The sequence below is a fragment of the Roseibium sp. genome (genome assembly GCF_048261595.1).
Lineage (GTDB): Bacteria > Pseudomonadota > Alphaproteobacteria > Rhizobiales > Stappiaceae > Roseibium.
The window spans coordinates 1,025,215-1,039,613 of record NZ_JBLXFW010000001.1; the positions used below are offsets into that span (position 1 = coordinate 1,025,215).

Consider the following 14,399-nt stretch of genomic DNA (forward strand, 5'->3'; position numbering starts at 1 on the left):
AAATCATTTCGAATAGGCACGACGCGCGGCTTATGACGCGTTTATTGAATATGCCCGGGCCTCGGTCGGTTCGGAGCCTCACGCAGCAAGAACCACTGGCGCGCTCACTGTGCTCGCGGAAACCTATGAACGCAATGTGGGAGGGAGAAACTGGCTGGGGTGGAAGGATTCGAACCTTCGCATGGCGGTACCAAAAACCGCTGCCTTACCGCTTGGCTACACCCCAATGCCGTGGGGACGGTGTATAGCTTTGTGGTCAGGCTTGTGCAAGAGGTCCATCGACTTCAATTGCGCAGGCGCGTGTCTGTTTTCCCCAGCCAAGCGCGTGTCTGCGCAAGACAGCTTTTTGCGGAAACCGCTCCAAGGGAGTTTTTCTCTATCGGTCAGCGGGAGACAGAGTGCCCTTTGTCGAGCTGAAGGTGCTTTGCCGGGCCATACGCGGCCTGATCGACGAGAGAACACAGCCTGCCCGGCGAGGAGCTTCCCAAGCGTGCTCCCATGAATTTCCTGGCGAAATCCGGCTGTGATCCACAGGCATGAAAAAGCTCAAGCTTTTTTCCAAGCGGCCTCTTGCGGGGTGAAAAAAGCGGTGCTACATAGCCGCCACATCAGCGGTGGCACTGCCTCGCTGTTCCCGACAAGCTGAATTGACGCTTGAAAATTTTGGATCGGAGTGTAGCGCAGCCTGGTAGCGCACCTCGTTCGGGACGAGGGGGTCGGAGGTTCGAATCCTCTCACTCCGACCATTCTTTCTTCTCATTTCCTGAACATGTGCCCAAGCAGAAGCCACGGTTTCAATTTGCTCACGTCCTTGCGCATCCGGAGCACCGGTCGGGCGTTTCACGCCCAATGACGGCGAAGTGCACGCGCTCCTTCGAGCGCCAGTCTCCACGTCCAGCCGTCTCCCACGTGCCACTCACCGTCGAGGCTCAAGCACACCTCTACCCCACGGCGAAGTTCACCAAGGCTGCTCCGGACCGTGCAGGCTCCAGCAACAGTGCATCCCATCCTGACACAAGATTGAGCTCTATCTGTGTAGTGCATGGATGGGCGATCCCACTCGCACGGCGCGCTGCCTTTACCTGCCGATCAACCGGAATTGAAACACGTCACGAGTTCGCGGCGAGGGGAACCGGCGCGGTGGTATCCTGCCAATCGGCGCTTTCGACGATTGCGCGCATTTGTGCAGCCGAGACTTGCGCAAACACCTCGCCAATCCCGATCAGGACCGGTTCCGAGGTTTTCAGGCTTTGAACGCCATCCGCAAGGTCTCCAAGCTGTCCCGCCCAACGTTTCTCGCCGGCGCGCGTGATCCCCGCCATGACGACGACCGGCGTCTGGGGAGAACGTCCCTCGCCAATCAGACGTTCGGCAATGCGAGCAGACATGCGCCCACCCATGTAGAAAACGGTGGTCGTTGCCGGATCCGCCAGTGCGCGCCAGTCGACGGCATCCGGCAGATCGCCCCTTCTGGAGTGGCCGGTCACGAAGCGAACGGCCTGGGCATGATCACGGTGGGTCAGGGACACTCCGAGGGAAGCTGCCATGGCGGACGCCGAGGTGATGCCTGGTACCACAGCGACCGGGATACCTTCCGACTTCAGGCGTGCAATCTCCTCACCCGCCCGTCCGAAGACCATCGGATCGCCGGACTTCAGCCGAACGACATTCTTGCCCTTGTGAGCGAGATCCACCATCAGGTTGTTGATGTCTTCCTGGAGGCAGCTCTCGCGCCCTCCCCGCTTGCCGACAAGCATGCGCTTTGCCTCGCGGCGGGCAAGTTCCAGCACTTCATCGGCCACCAGATCGTCAAAGAGAATGACGTCCGCAGCCTGCAGGGCCCGTACAGCCTTGAGCGTCAGATGCTCCGCACCGCCCGGGCCTGCGCCGACAAGCGTGACCTTGCCCTCACCACGCCCTTCCGGTGCGACCGAGGCCTCGATCAGCGATAGCATGTCGCCCTCTGCCTCGGGTGCTTCCCGTTCGGAGAAGGCAAACTCGGTGAAGCGCTCCCAGAAGCGGCGGCGCTGTGGCCCCGGTGCCAGACGTTCCAGCACATGTTCGCGGATCCTTCCGGCAAGACCGGCCCAGCCGGTGAGGCTCAGCGGCAGAAGCGTCTCGATGCGGCGGCGGATTGCCTGACCGAGGATCGGAGCGACGCCGTTTGTCGAGATCCCGATGACCACCGGAGAGCGATTGACGATAGAGCCGAACTGAAACTCGCAGAATGGCGGATTGTCGATAACGTTGACCGGAACACCCGCGGCCCTGGCGGAGCAATAGAACGCCTGTGCCTCGCCGTCGCTGGCCGCATCGCAAATGGCGAGGGCCTTTCCTTCGAAGGCTTTCGCCGACCAGGGATCATCGTGGCGGACAAAACTGCCTTTGACGCTGCCAGACTCAAGCAGCTTTTCCATGGCCGGGTCCAGATCACCTGCGGCGTAGACATGGACCTCGGCGCCGGTTGCCGCCAGAAGCTCTGCTTTCCAGGCAGCGGCATCTGTTCCTCCCGCCAGAAGGACCTTTCGGCCTTCAAGCTGAAAGAAGACCGGCAAACTGGCCAAGGCACCCATTCGAGCCGGACGCGAACGAGTGCGGACAGGAGCCTTGACCTCAACCGGCTTTCGCGATGTCGACATTCTCGATCTCCTTGTCATTTAACGACGCCAGAAGGCTTTTGATTTCTGACCGGCAGGACCCGCAGTTTGTCCCGGCTTTAAGGGTCTGGCCGATTGCCTCGACTGTCACTGCTCCGCCGCGGGCCGCCTCGGCGATCTGGTTGACGCCGATCTGGAAGCATGAACAGACGATTGCGCCGGGGTCCGGCATATCTGCGGGCGGTCGACCGGCGAGAACGCGATATCGGTCAATCGCCGTCTCGGCCTTTGCATCCAGAAGACTGCAAGCCCACTGGCGGGATACTTCCACAGGCGCCGGACCGAAGAAGAATGCTGCTTCGAGGCTGTCGCCGTCCCAGACGGCGTAGCGGCTGATGTTCGAAGCGGCGTCTTCATAGCTGAGAAGGTTGCCCTCGATACCCTCCGCCGCAATCAGGCGCTGCACGAGGCCGGCGAACTCGGCCTCATCGCAACCAGCGAATTCAACCCGCCAGCCACCTGGAGCCGGAGCGATTGCCCAATAGTCGGCCTGAAGGCTCTCAGGCTTTTTCCTGAGAACCGCGAAGCCGAACCAGGCCGTCGAAATCCGTGTCAGGGCGACAGGTGTAAACTTGGATCCCGGCTGCCCCGAGATCAGGTCGATTTCCGGCGCAACGACCGCATCCACTCGGCCCTTGGAGGCAAACTGGTCGGTCCAGTGCATCGGCACGAAGACCGAGCCTTCCTGTGCCTTGTCGGTGACCATGGCGCGCACGACGACACGGCCGTGGGGGCTTTTCACTTCGACCAGTTCCGCATCGTTCAGCCCGATCACGCTCGCATCCTTCGAGTGGATTTCGGCGTAGGGCTCTGCCATGTGGGCAGACAGCCGCGGGGTCTTTCCCGTTCGGGTCATGGTGTGCCAATGGTCGCGGACGCGGCCGGTGTTGAGAACGAAGGGGTACTGGCGTTCACGCTTGCGCGGGGGAACGGCCTCTACCGCCACGAAGCTGGCCTTGCCATCCGGGGTAAAAAAGCCCCCCTCGGCGAAGAAGCGACTTTCAGTGCGCGCTGATGCGGAAACGACCGGCCACTGGACTGGCGGCATGGCATCATAGGAAGCCTCGTCCTGACCACCCAGACCGCCGATGTCGAAGTCGCGCGTTCCATCATTTTCGAAAGCCGAGAGCGCTGCGTGCTCGGCAAAAACCTCTGCAGCGTTGTTGAACTCAAAACCGTTTGCAAAGCCCATACGCTTCGCAACTTCGCACAGGGCCCACCAGTCCGGCCGCGCCTCACCCGGCAGATCGAGAAAGTCTCTCTGACGTGAAATGCGACGCTCGGAGTTTGTGACGGTGCCGTTCTTTTCACCCCAAGCCGCGCCCGGCAGGGCAACATGGGCATAGGGTAGCGTATCGACGGCAGTGGACACGTCAGAGACCACGACAAACGGACAGTGCTTCAGGGCAAGCGCCACTTCGTCTGCGTCGGGAAGGCTGTCGACCGGGTTGGTGGCCATGATCCAGATCGCCTTGATCCGTCCGTCGCGCACGGCACCGAACATGTCTACGGCCTTCAGTCCCTGCCGCTGTGGAATTTCCGGGCTGTCCCAGAAGCGCTGGACAATGCCCCGGTGCTCCGGATTTTCGATGGCCATATGGGCTGCGAGCATATTGGCGAGCCCGCCGACCTCACGCCCGCCCATGGCATTGGGCTGGCCGGTGATGGAAAACGGCCCCATGCCCGGACGGCCAATGCGACCGGTGGCAAGGTGCGTGTTCAAAATAGAATTGACCTTGTCGGTGCCGACGACCGACTGGTTGACGCCCTGGCTATAGACCGTGACCGTCTTCTCGGTGCGTGCAACCATCGAATAGAAGAGAGCAATGTCCTGCGGCGCAAGGCCTGTCTGCTCCGCGATCCTTGTGAAGTTCGGAGCGCCGACCTCCTCGAGAGCTTCCTCGAAACCCTTCGTATGACGCGTGATGTAGCCTCTATCCAGGCAACCGGCCTCCGCAAGGTAGGCCAGCAATCCGTTGAAAAGAGCCACATCCGTATCGGCTCGGAGCGCAAGATGCAGGTCTGCGATTTCGCAGGTAGCCGTCCGGCGCGGATCGACCACCACGACCCGCAGCGCCGGGTTCTTCAGCTTGGCTGCCTCGATGCGCTGGAAGATCACCGGATGGCACCAGGCAAGATTCGACCCGACAAGAATGATCAGGTCTGCCAGTTCCAGGTCTTCGTAGGAACCGGGCACGGTATCCGTCCCGAATGCGCGGCGGTGGCCAGCGACCGACGAGGCCATGCACAGGCGGGAATTGGTATCGATATTGGCCGAGCCGATGTAGCCCTTCATCAGTTTGTTGGCGACATAATAATCCTCGGTCAGGATCTGACCGGAGACGTAGAAGGCGACACTGTCCGGACCGTGCTCGCGGATCGCGTTGGAGAACTTTTCCGCCACAAGGTCCAGCGCCTCATCCCAACCCGCACGCTGCCCGCCGATTTGCGGGAACAGAAGGCGGTCATCGAGGGAAAGCGTCTCGGCCAGGGCCGATCCCTTGGAACACAGACGTCCGAAGTTCGCCGGATGCTCCGGGTCTCCCTTGACCGACACCGAGCCATCCGGCGCAACGGTCGCCAAAACGCCACATCCGACACCGCAGTAGGGACAGGTCGTTCGGGTCACTTTGGCTTGGCTTTCCATCGATCTTCATCCTTCCTGCGTCTTTTCGACGTCATTCGTTGTGCGGTGATGGGTATTTTGCGGTGACGGGGCGGTGCGGGTGCGTCTTACCAGGCGTTGTAGGCGAGGAACTTTCCGCTCATCTTGATCTCGATCCGATCGCCCTTGTCGTACGGCACCTTGTCGACGGACATGTCGAAATCGATCGCGCTCATGATGCCGTCGCCGCCCTTTTCCTGAATCAGTTCCTTGAGCGTCTGCCCATAGACGCCGATGATCTCGTAGAAACGGTAGATGCAAGGGTCGGTCGGGATCGACTGTGAGAAGATCTTGTTCGGGCACTCGGCCAGAACGATCGCAGCTTCCTGCGGCAGCCCCAGATTCAGTGTCAGCGCCTCGGCCTTTTCCTTCGGCAGCGTGTTCATGCCAAGGCAGGCGGATGTCACGAAGACCTCGCTCATGCCGATATCGTCTGCGATCTTCGCCCAGCTCACGCCGGCTGCACGCTTCTTTTCGTAGATCATCTCGGTTACGTCAGCTTTGCTCAGCATTCCCGAAAGCTCCTTATGGCTTTGAATGGCCTTCTCAACCCTGTGTCTGTCGATAGAGAAGGAAGATGATGACGGCGATGAGGACGACGCACACGCTCTGCCAGAAGCGAACCGGGTCGCGCCGGGCAAACGGCGTCATCCGATCGGGGCGCAGCGCCGCATTCGGACGCCGGATGTCCTGCAAGAATTCGCTCAAGGCCTCGTAGCGCTGACCCGGGTCGATGTGGGTCAGGCGTGCAAGGGCGCCGTCGACCCAATCGTGCACACGCGGGGTCAGCGACGACGCTGAGACATAGGTGAGCGCCATCTGCGCCTTGTGGCTTTGCGCCCTGGAGACCGCGCTGCCGTAAGGCAGCTTTCCGGTCAGCATCTCGTAGGCGATGACCCCGAGGGCGAAATAGTCGGACCGTTCCGTTCCGCGATAGCCGAGGAAATACTCCGGAGCCGTGTACTGATGCGTGCCCAGGATTTCTGCATCGTTCAGGCCCGGTGCAACTTCAAGAACGCCCTCGATCAGGACCGAGCCGAAGTCGATGATCTTCACGACCCCGTCGTTGCAGATCATGATGTTTTCCGGGCGCAGATCCTGATGCAGCATTCCGTGGCGGTGGAAGGCGCGCAGACCCTTGGCAACCTGCTCGAGAATGCCGCGAACCATTTCGAGATCCGGCCGGGGGTTGTCGATCATCCACTGGCGAAGCGTGATGCCCTCGACGAACTCGGTCACAACAAACAGGGTCTGACGCTCCCGAGGCGCACTCGCTGCCTTGAGGACATGCGGCGAATTCAGGCGTCGCGCGACCCACTCTTCCATGGCGAAACGGCGCAGGTATTCCGCTTCACCGCGAAGGTCCATCGAAGGAACTTTCAGGGCAACCGTCTCACCCGTTTCCTCGTCGCAGGCCAGGTAGATGTGGCTGCGGCTGCTGGAATGAAGCTCACGCAGGATCTTGTAGCCCTCGAAGACGGACGGAGCCTTCAGGACCGGAGCCGGCGGCAACATGGTTTCGTCTTCAAGGATGCAGGTCGCTTCCGGCTCGGGGAGCTTTTCCACCCGAACGATCTGGATGGTCAGATTGTCATCGCTTCCGGCCTCCAATGCGGCCTCGACAATCTGCTTTGCGGCCTGATCAAGGTTCTCGGCACTCCGGATCAGGCCGACGATGTCGCGCGTCGGGAGAAATTCGTGAACTCCGTCGGAGGTCAGGACGAAGACATCCCCGACCGACAGATCGACCTCCCGGTGGTCTATGTCGAGCGTATGGCCAAGACCCATGGCGCGGCCGAGGTAGCTCTCCGACGCCGAGAAATGAACGCGGTGATCGGTTGTCAGCTGTTCGAGCGCATCACCCGCCACACGCCAGATCCGCGCGTCACCGACGTGAAAAAGATAGGCACGGCGCCCCTTTAAAACCACCGCATCGAATGTGCATACATGCCCACGGTTGGCATCGGAGCCCGGTGCGTTCTGGGCGTGTAGCCAGGAATTGCTGGCGGAAATGACACGATATCCGGCTGTCTTCGCTGTCCAGGCATCGGACGTACAGAAGTAATCGGCCAGGAAGGATTTCACCGCTGTCTCGGCGGCAATGTGGCTGACGTCGCTGGAGGAAATACCGTCGGCCAGAGCCAGGGCGACACCCTTGACAACCAGAGCCTGTCCTTCGGGAACCAAGGCACCATGGAAGTCCTGGTTCTGCGGCTTGCGCCCGGCCGATGAATATTGGCCGATGCTAACGGACAGTCTGGCTTTATGGGGCGTCTTCAGCACTTCGCGTCTCTCCAGCGGTGCGGCCCCGCCCTGATCGGGCGAGGCCAACGGATGTTGCGCTTATTCCGCCGGAACAGCAGCCTTGCCAGCTTCGTAGCCAGCGTTGCGCTTCGGAGAAGTGCGGAAGTGCGTGGCGTAGATCATGCCGCCAACGAAGGTCAGGCCGCCAACGAGGTTGCCGAGGATGACCGGGAACTCGTTGTAGGCGAGATAGTCGAACCAGGTGAACTGGCCGCCGAGCATGATGCCGGACGGGAACAGGAACATGTTCACGATCGAGTGCTCGAAGCCGAGGTAGAAGAACACGAGGATCGGCATCCACATGGCGATGACCTTGCCGGAAACCGACGTGGACATCATGGCCGCGACCACACCGGTGGAGACCATCCAGTTGCACATGACGGCGCGGATGAAGACGGTCAGCATGCCTGCGGCACCTGCCGCTGCATAGCCGATCGTCCGGGATTCACCGATGACGCCGATCTTCTGACCAACAGCATTCGGTTCCTCGCTGAACCCCATTGTGAAGATGATGGCCATAAAGACCGCGGTCGTCATGGCGCCTGCAAAGTTGCCGACGAAAACGAGGCCCCAGTTGCGAAAAACGCCGCCCCAGGTGCAGCCCGGGCGTTTGGCGATGACCGCAAGCGGAGCGAGGGTGAACACGCCGGTCAGGAGGTCGAAACCCAGCAGGTAAAGCATGCAGAAGCCGACCGGGAACAGGAGCGACGCAACAAGGAAGTTGCCTGTATTGACTGCGATGGTGACGGCAAAAGCCGCTGCGAGCGCAAGGATGGCGCCGGCCATATAGGCACGGATCAACGTATCCTTGGTTGCCATGAAGATCTTGGATTCACCGGCATCGATCATCTTGGCCGCGAATTCCTGTGGTGCCACGTATGACATGCTATTCCCCTCTGTTGTGCTCGCCGTGGGCGGCAATTGATCCCCAAGATCCCCGGGCGCTTCCTCGTTCCATGCGGACCGCGTCCTGCTCCTTCTGGAGGTCTTGCGCGCGGTCCGGCAGTAGTTGTTGGCTTGGCCTCAACGAAGCCCAAGCAGAACGGTGTCGCCGTCGAGTTTGACCGGGAATTTCCGGGTGGCGCCTTCGTCGGCGCCTTGCGCCTCGCCCGTTTCGAGGCTGATGACCCAATTGTGCAGCGGACAGGTGACGCAGCCGTCGTGAACGATGCCCTGAGACAAGGGGCCGTTCTTGTGCGGGCACTTGTCCTCAAGGGCGAAGACCTGGTCTTCGACCGTGCGGAAGATCGCGACGGTCATCTCGCCCCATTTGACACAACGCGCGCCCTGGCGAGGGATATCGGTGATCGATCCGATCGGGACCCAGTCCTGAATGGAAACCATGTTCATTCTGCAGCCTCCATCGGCAGCGTCGCCATCGGGTTGAACTCGTGCTTGTCCTTGCCGGACACGCGTTCGGACCAGGGGTCGACCTGTGCAAATTTCTGGGAGAAGACGAAGCGGTCGTAGTAGGCCTTGCGCTTTTCCGCGTCGTCCATGATCTGGCGGCGCACCTCGTCATAGCCGATGCGCTTGGCCCACTTGTAGATGCGCTCCAGGTAGTGCCCCTGTTCGCGGTACATCTGGATGAGGGCGGTGATGTATTCCATCGCCTCCTCTTCCGTCTTCACAAGGCCAAGGACCTCGGTGCCCTTGATGTCGAGACCGGCCGCCCCGGCAAAGTGGATCTCGAACCCGCTGTCGACGCAGATCACGCCTACGTCCTTGCAGGTGGCTTCAGCGCAGTTGCGCGGGCAGCCGGAGACGGCCAACTTGACCTTTGCCGGTGTCCACGAGCCCCACAGGAACCTTTCGAGCTTGATGCCGAGACCCGTGGAGTCCTGGGTGCCGAACCGGCACCAGTCGGACCCGACGCAGGTCTTCACCGTGCGAAGGCCCTTGGCGTAGGCATGGCCCGAGACAAAGCCCGCCTTGCCGAGATCTTCCCAAACACCCGGCAGGTCTTCTTTCTTGATGCCCAGCATGTCGATACGCTGACCGCCCGTGCACTTGACCGAAGGGATGTTGTACTTGTCGACCACATCGGCGATCGCGCGCAGCTCCGTCGAAGAGGTCATGCCACCCCACATGCGTGGGACGACGGAATATGTGCCGTCCTTCTGAATGTTGGCGTGAACGCGCTCGTTGATGAAACGGGACTGATAGTCGTCCGCATATTCATCGGGCCAGTCGCTGACGAGGTAGTAGTTCAGAGCCGGGCGGCACTTGGCGCAGCCGCCGGAGGTCGTCCATTCCAGCGCCTGCATGACGGCCGGAATGGTTTTCAGCTCCTTGGCCTTGATCAGACGACGAACATCGTCGTGGCTGTGATGGGTACAGCCGCACATGGGCTTGACCGCATTCGGGTTGAAGGCATCGCCCAGGGTGACAGCCATCAACTGCTCGACAAGTCCGGTACAGGTGCCACAGGACGCGGAGGCCTTGGTATGCGCCCGCACGTCATCAAGCGACGTCAGCCCCTTTTCCGTGATCGCGGAAACGATCTTGCCCTTGCATACGCCGTTACAGCCACAGATTTCCGCATCATCCGGCAAGGCTGCAACGGCCGCCGTAGGGTCCAGGGGGGCGCCCCCCTGATAGGCTTGGCCGAAAATCAGTGTTTCGCGCATTTCGGAGACATCCGTCCCCTTCTTGAGCAGGTCAAAGAACCACGGACCATCGGCGGTTTCGCCATAAAGGACGGCGCCGATGATCTTGTTGTCCTTCAAAACGAGGCGCTTGTAGACGCCGGCTGCGGCATCGCGCAGAACGATTTCCTCTCGTTCCTCGCCCTCGCCGAAGTCACCGGCCGAGTAGAGGTCGACGCCGGTCACCTTGAGCTTGGTCGCCGTCACGGAACCGGTGTAGGTGGATGCACCGCCGAGAAGATTGTCGGCAATCACACCGGCCATTTCGTAGAGCGGAGCGACCAGACCGTAGCAGGAGCCACGGTGCTCGACGCATTCGCCGAGTGCGAATACATCCGGGTCAGAGGTGCGCATCTCATCCGAGACGAGGATGCCGCGGTTGACGTCGAGGCCGACCTGCTTGGCAAGATCCGCGGACGGGCGGATGCCGACCGCCATGACCACGATGGAGGCCTCGATTTCCGAACCGTCATCGAGGCGGATTGCCTTGACGTTTCCGGCGCCGTCATCAACGATTTCATGGCTGTTCGCCTTGGTGCGAACGTCAATGCCGCGACGCTCGAACTCGGATTCCAGAAGATAACCGGCAGCCGGATCGAGCTGACGTTCCATCAGGGTCGGCATCAGGTGGAGAACGGTGACATCCATGCCCTGCATCTTGAGGCCGGCTGCGGCTTCCAAGCCGAGCAGACCGCCACCGATGACCACCGCGCGGCCGCCCTTCTTGGCGGCTTCCAGCATCTTGTCGACATCGTCGAGATCGCGATAGGTGAGGACGCCATTGAGGTCCTTGCCCGGCAGCGGAATGATGAACGGATTGGAACCGGTCGCGATCACCAGTTGATCATAGTTCGCGGTGATGCCGTTTTCCGATGTGACGGTTTTGGCTTTGCGGTCGATTTCAGCCACGCGAGCAGACTTGTGCAGCGTCACACCGTTCTGCGCATACCAGTCATCGTTGTGCGTGATGATGTCTTCATAGCTCTTTTCTCCGGACAGAACCGGCGACAGCATGAGACGGTTGTAGTTCACCCGCGGCTCTGCATTGAAGATCGTCACGTCATAGGCGTTCGGATCCTTTTCAAACAGGAACTCCAGCATCCGCCCCGGAGCCATGCCGTTTCCGACAATGACGAGTTTTTTCTTTGTCATGGTCCTCTCCCTCTCGGGTCCTTCGCCTACTCGGCGGCCTCAATGGCCGCCTTCTGGCGGGCAAGACGCGCAGCGCGCTTCTCTTGAATGGATTTCAGTTGTTCTTCACTCGGGTCCGCGCCGCCCTCGTAGGCTTCGAGGAAGTCGAGCAGCTCTTCGCGGTAGGCGTAGTAGTCCGGGTGGGCCAGCAGCTCCTTGCGCGAACGCGGCCGCGGCAGGTCCACTTCCATGATGTTGCCGATGCGGGCATTGGGACCGTTCGACATCATCACCACGCGGTCGGCCAGGAGAATGGCTTCGTCCACGTCGTGCGTGACGCAAACAGCCGTAACCTGGGTGCGTTTCCAGACGTCCATCAGAACGTCCTGCAGCTCCCAGCGTGTCAGGCTGTCCAGCATGCCGAATGGCTCGTCGAGCAGGAGAAGCTTCGGCGACAAGGCAAAGGCACGTGCAATGCCGACACGCTGCTTCATGCCGTTTGACATGTCAGCGGCAGAGCGATGCATGGCGTCGCCGAGACCGACCTTGGACAGGTAGTACTCGATGATGTCGCGCTTTTCCTGGCGGCTCGCGTCCGGGTAGACCTTGTCCACGCCGAGCTCGACGTTTTCATAGGCGCTCAGCCAGGGCATCAGGCTCGGGGCCTGAAAGACCACCGCCCGGTCGGGTCCCGCCTGCAAAACGTGCGTGCCATCGAGAACGATCGCGCCCTCGGTGATCGGGTTAAGGCCGGCGACCATCGACAGAACCGTCGACTTGCCGCAGCCGGAATGTCCGATCAGCGTGACGAACTCGCCTTTCTTCATCTTCAGGTCAAAGCCGTCGACGACCGTCAGGGGGCCCGTCGGCGTCGGGTAGACCTTCTTGAGCTGGCTGAAGTCGAGGTAGCGTTCCTCGATGGGAGATTCGGCCGCGCGCAGATAGGCCTCGGGAAGCTTGTCTTCCTTGGCCGAAGGACGCTGGGTGATCGGAACGATATTCGGCAGGATGATGTCCCGCTCCATGTCGGAACCGCGTTCGGCGCCGACCGTCATCAGATACTCGGTAACTTCCCCGCGCAGCTTGATGAAGTCGTCATCGTGGTTGAGTTCGCCGCGGTCGCGCGGGCGGCTGAAATCCACCTTGAACTCCGGGCCGAGCGTTGCCTTGGCGCCGGGCTTCAGCGGAATGATCCGGTCTGCGAGCAGGATCGCCTCATCCACGTCGTTGGTGATGAGGACGATGGTTTTCTTCTCCTGTTCGCAGATCGCAGCGAACTCGTCCTGCAGCTTGGAACGAGTCAAAGCGTCGAGCGCGGAGAGCGGTTCGTCCAGCAGGAGAAGCTCAGGCTGCATCGCGAGGGCGCGGGCAACGGCGACGCGCTGGCGCATGCCGCCGGACAATTCCGCCGGCTTGCGGTCCTTGGCATGGCCGAGCCCGACCATCTCGATGTACTTGTCGGCAATGGCCTTGCGCTCGGCCGCAGGCTTGCCCTTGAAGACGCTGTCCACCGCCAGGGCAACGTTGCCAGACACAGTCAGCCACGGCATCAGGGAATAGGACTGGAAGACGACGCCCCGGTCGGAGCTGGGGCCGTCGATTTCCTTGCCCTTGAATACGATGCCGCCGGTATCGGGTTCGATCAGACCGGCAAGCAGGGAAATCAGCGTCGTCTTGCCGGTGCCGGAGAAGCCGACGATGGCGATGAACTCGCCCTCCTCGACCTTCAGGTTGATATTGTCCAGAACGTCGGTGCGGGTCGCACCTTCGCCGTAGGATTTTGAGACGTTGGAGATCTCAAGAAACGACATGAGCCTCTCCTTACCGGTTCGCCGAGAAGGTGAATGCGCGCTGCAGGGCGAACATCAGGCGGTCAAGGGCGAAACCGATGATGCCGATGGTGAAGACAGCGACCATGATCTTGGCGAGCGACTGGGATGAGCCGTTCTGGAATTCATCCCAGACAAACTTTCCAAGACCCGGGTTCTGGGCCAGCATCTCTGCCGCAATCAGAACCATCCAGCCCACACCCAGGGACAGACGCAGCCCGGTGAAGATGAGCGGCAGGGAAGACGGCAGAACCAGCTTGGTGACGGTCTTCCAGGTCGGCAGCTGGAGCACGCGGCCAACGTTCATCAGATCCTTGTCGACCGACGCAACGCCCAGCGCCGTGTTGATCAGCGTCGGCCACATGGAGCAGAGCGTGACGGTCACCGCGGAAATGAGCAGCGATTTCGTGAGCCATTCCCACGGATCCACATAGGTGGCGGAGATGATCATGGTGACGATGGGGAGCCACGCGAGTGGGGATACCGGCTTGAAGATCTGGATCAGCGGATTGATGGCACCGTTGAACGTGCGGGACAGACCGGACGCAATTCCGAGCGGCACTGCAATCGCGGTTGCGATCAGGAAACCGAGGCCAACCGTGATCAGGGACGTCCCGATCTGGTCGATATAGGTCGGCTTGCCGGTGTATGCGCGCCACTTGACCTTGTCGGTCTTTCCGGCCGCCTCGAGCTTGGCGTTACGCTCGTCCTGGCGCTGGTAGAAGTCCGCCGCCTTTTCACGTTCACGGACATGATCTTCCCAAAGGTTGACCGTCTGGGCCCAGACCTGTGCCGGACCCGGCACGGCACCAAGCGACGTCTGCACCTGCGGCGCGAGAATGCCCCAGGCCAGAAGGAACGCGGCAATACCGATCAACGGAATGATCAGCACCCGCTTCAACTCTCCCATCTGCTCCTTCGGGCTGTCGCCGGCCGCTATCTTCAGGAGGGGAACGAGCCAGGAAAACCCGAGTGCATCGAGCCAGCCGGACGCTTTGTTGATCCGCGTGAACAGGCGTTCGCGCCGGGCGGCACGGGCCATGTCTGCTGAGGCTGCAGTATCGGCATTGGCCATCAATGAATTCCTTCAGTCTGGAAACTTGTTCTTCTTGGACCGTTTCGAGAGTGGCAGCGAAGATTGCCGCCACTCTCGGTGGGACTGCGG

General features: G+C 61.0%; 9 protein-coding genes and 2 tRNA genes. 1 reads left to right on the forward strand and 10 read right to left on the reverse strand.

Features of this window, described 5'->3' with window-relative positions; genetic code table 11:
• Positions 1-151: 151 nt before the first annotated feature.
• Positions 152-226 (reverse strand) — tRNA-Gln (locus tag ACN0SY_RS04615).
• Positions 227-669: 443 nt separating this feature from the next.
• On the opposite strand from ACN0SY_RS04615, the gene ACN0SY_RS04620 reads away from it, so the two are divergent.
• Positions 670-746: transfer RNA gene (locus ACN0SY_RS04620), tRNA-Pro, on the forward strand.
• 363 nt (positions 747-1,109) lie between these two features.
• On the opposite strand, the gene cysG is transcribed toward ACN0SY_RS04620, so the two are convergent.
• The 9 genes from cysG to ACN0SY_RS04665 form a co-directional block, all read right to left on the reverse strand.
• Positions 1,110-2,639 carry a siroheme synthase CysG gene (gene cysG, locus ACN0SY_RS04625; protein ID WP_417684873.1) on the reverse strand — a complete coding sequence of 510 codons (1,530 nt, stop codon included), beginning with the start codon at positions 2,637-2,639 and terminating at the stop codon, positions 1,110-1,112.
• The gene (locus ACN0SY_RS04630; protein WP_417684875.1) at positions 2,614-5,304 is read right to left on the reverse strand and encodes a molybdopterin-dependent oxidoreductase; all 2,691 of its coding nucleotides are present in this window, start codon (positions 5,302-5,304) and stop codon (positions 2,614-2,616) included. The genes cysG and ACN0SY_RS04630 overlap by 26 nt, the downstream gene beginning before the upstream one ends.
• Before the next feature lie 86 nt (positions 5,305-5,390).
• Entirely contained in the window at positions 5,391-5,834 is a 444-nt protein-coding gene (cynS, locus tag ACN0SY_RS04635) for a cyanase (protein ID WP_417684876.1), read from the reverse strand.
• A 34-nt stretch (positions 5,835-5,868) separates the two neighbouring features.
• A complete protein-coding gene (locus ACN0SY_RS04640; RefSeq protein ID WP_417684877.1) occupies positions 5,869-7,605 on the reverse strand; it encodes a protein kinase domain-containing protein in 1,737 nt (578 codons plus the stop codon).
• 60 nt (positions 7,606-7,665) lie between these two features.
• The gene (locus ACN0SY_RS04645) at positions 7,666-8,511 is read right to left on the reverse strand and encodes a formate/nitrite transporter family protein (protein ID WP_417684879.1); all 846 of its coding nucleotides are present in this window, start codon (positions 8,509-8,511) and stop codon (positions 7,666-7,668) included.
• Positions 8,512-8,649: 138 nt separating this feature from the next.
• Positions 8,650-8,976 carry a nitrite reductase small subunit NirD gene (gene nirD, locus ACN0SY_RS04650; RefSeq protein WP_417684881.1) on the reverse strand — a complete coding sequence of 109 codons (327 nt, stop codon included), beginning with the start codon at positions 8,974-8,976 and terminating at the stop codon, positions 8,650-8,652.
• Positions 8,973-11,426: a nitrite reductase large subunit NirB gene (nirB, locus tag ACN0SY_RS04655; protein ID WP_417684882.1), complete on the reverse strand. Its 2,454-nt coding sequence runs from the start codon at positions 11,424-11,426 to the stop codon at positions 8,973-8,975. The genes nirD and nirB overlap by 4 nt, the downstream gene beginning before the upstream one ends.
• Positions 11,427-11,452: 26 nt before the next feature.
• The gene (locus ACN0SY_RS04660) at positions 11,453-13,216 is read right to left on the reverse strand and encodes an ABC transporter ATP-binding protein (protein ID WP_417684884.1); all 1,764 of its coding nucleotides are present in this window, start codon (positions 13,214-13,216) and stop codon (positions 11,453-11,455) included.
• 10 nt (positions 13,217-13,226) lie between these two features.
• Complete coding sequence (locus ACN0SY_RS04665; protein WP_417684886.1) at positions 13,227-14,309, reverse strand: ABC transporter permease; 1,083 nt, start codon at positions 14,307-14,309, stop codon at positions 13,227-13,229.
• Positions 14,310-14,399: the final 90 nt, after the last annotated feature.

What these genes read in the sequence shown, in the direction of transcription:
- cysG (WP_417684873.1), bottom strand. Translation starts at nt 2,639, where the DNA reads ATGTCGACATCGCGAAAGCCGGTTGAGGTCAAGGCTCCTGTCCGCACT.
- ACN0SY_RS04630 (WP_417684875.1), bottom strand. Translation starts at nt 5,304, where the DNA reads ATGGAAAGCCAAGCCAAAGTGACCCGAACGACCTGTCCCTACTGCGGT.
- cynS (WP_417684876.1), bottom strand. Translation starts at nt 5,834, where the DNA reads ATGCTGAGCAAAGCTGACGTAACCGAGATGATCTACGAAAAGAAGCGT.
- ACN0SY_RS04645 (WP_417684879.1), bottom strand. Translation starts at nt 8,511, where the DNA reads ATGTCATACGTGGCACCACAGGAATTCGCGGCCAAGATGATCGATGCC.
- nirD (WP_417684881.1), bottom strand. Translation starts at nt 8,976, where the DNA reads ATGAACATGGTTTCCATTCAGGACTGGGTCCCGATCGGATCGATCACC.
- nirB (WP_417684882.1), bottom strand. Translation starts at nt 11,426, where the DNA reads ATGACAAAGAAAAAACTCGTCATTGTCGGAAACGGCATGGCTCCGGGG.
- ACN0SY_RS04660 (WP_417684884.1), bottom strand. Translation starts at nt 13,216, where the DNA reads ATGTCGTTTCTTGAGATCTCCAACGTCTCAAAATCCTACGGCGAAGGT.
- ACN0SY_RS04665 (WP_417684886.1), bottom strand. Translation starts at nt 14,309, where the DNA reads ATGGCCAATGCCGATACTGCAGCCTCAGCAGACATGGCCCGTGCCGCC.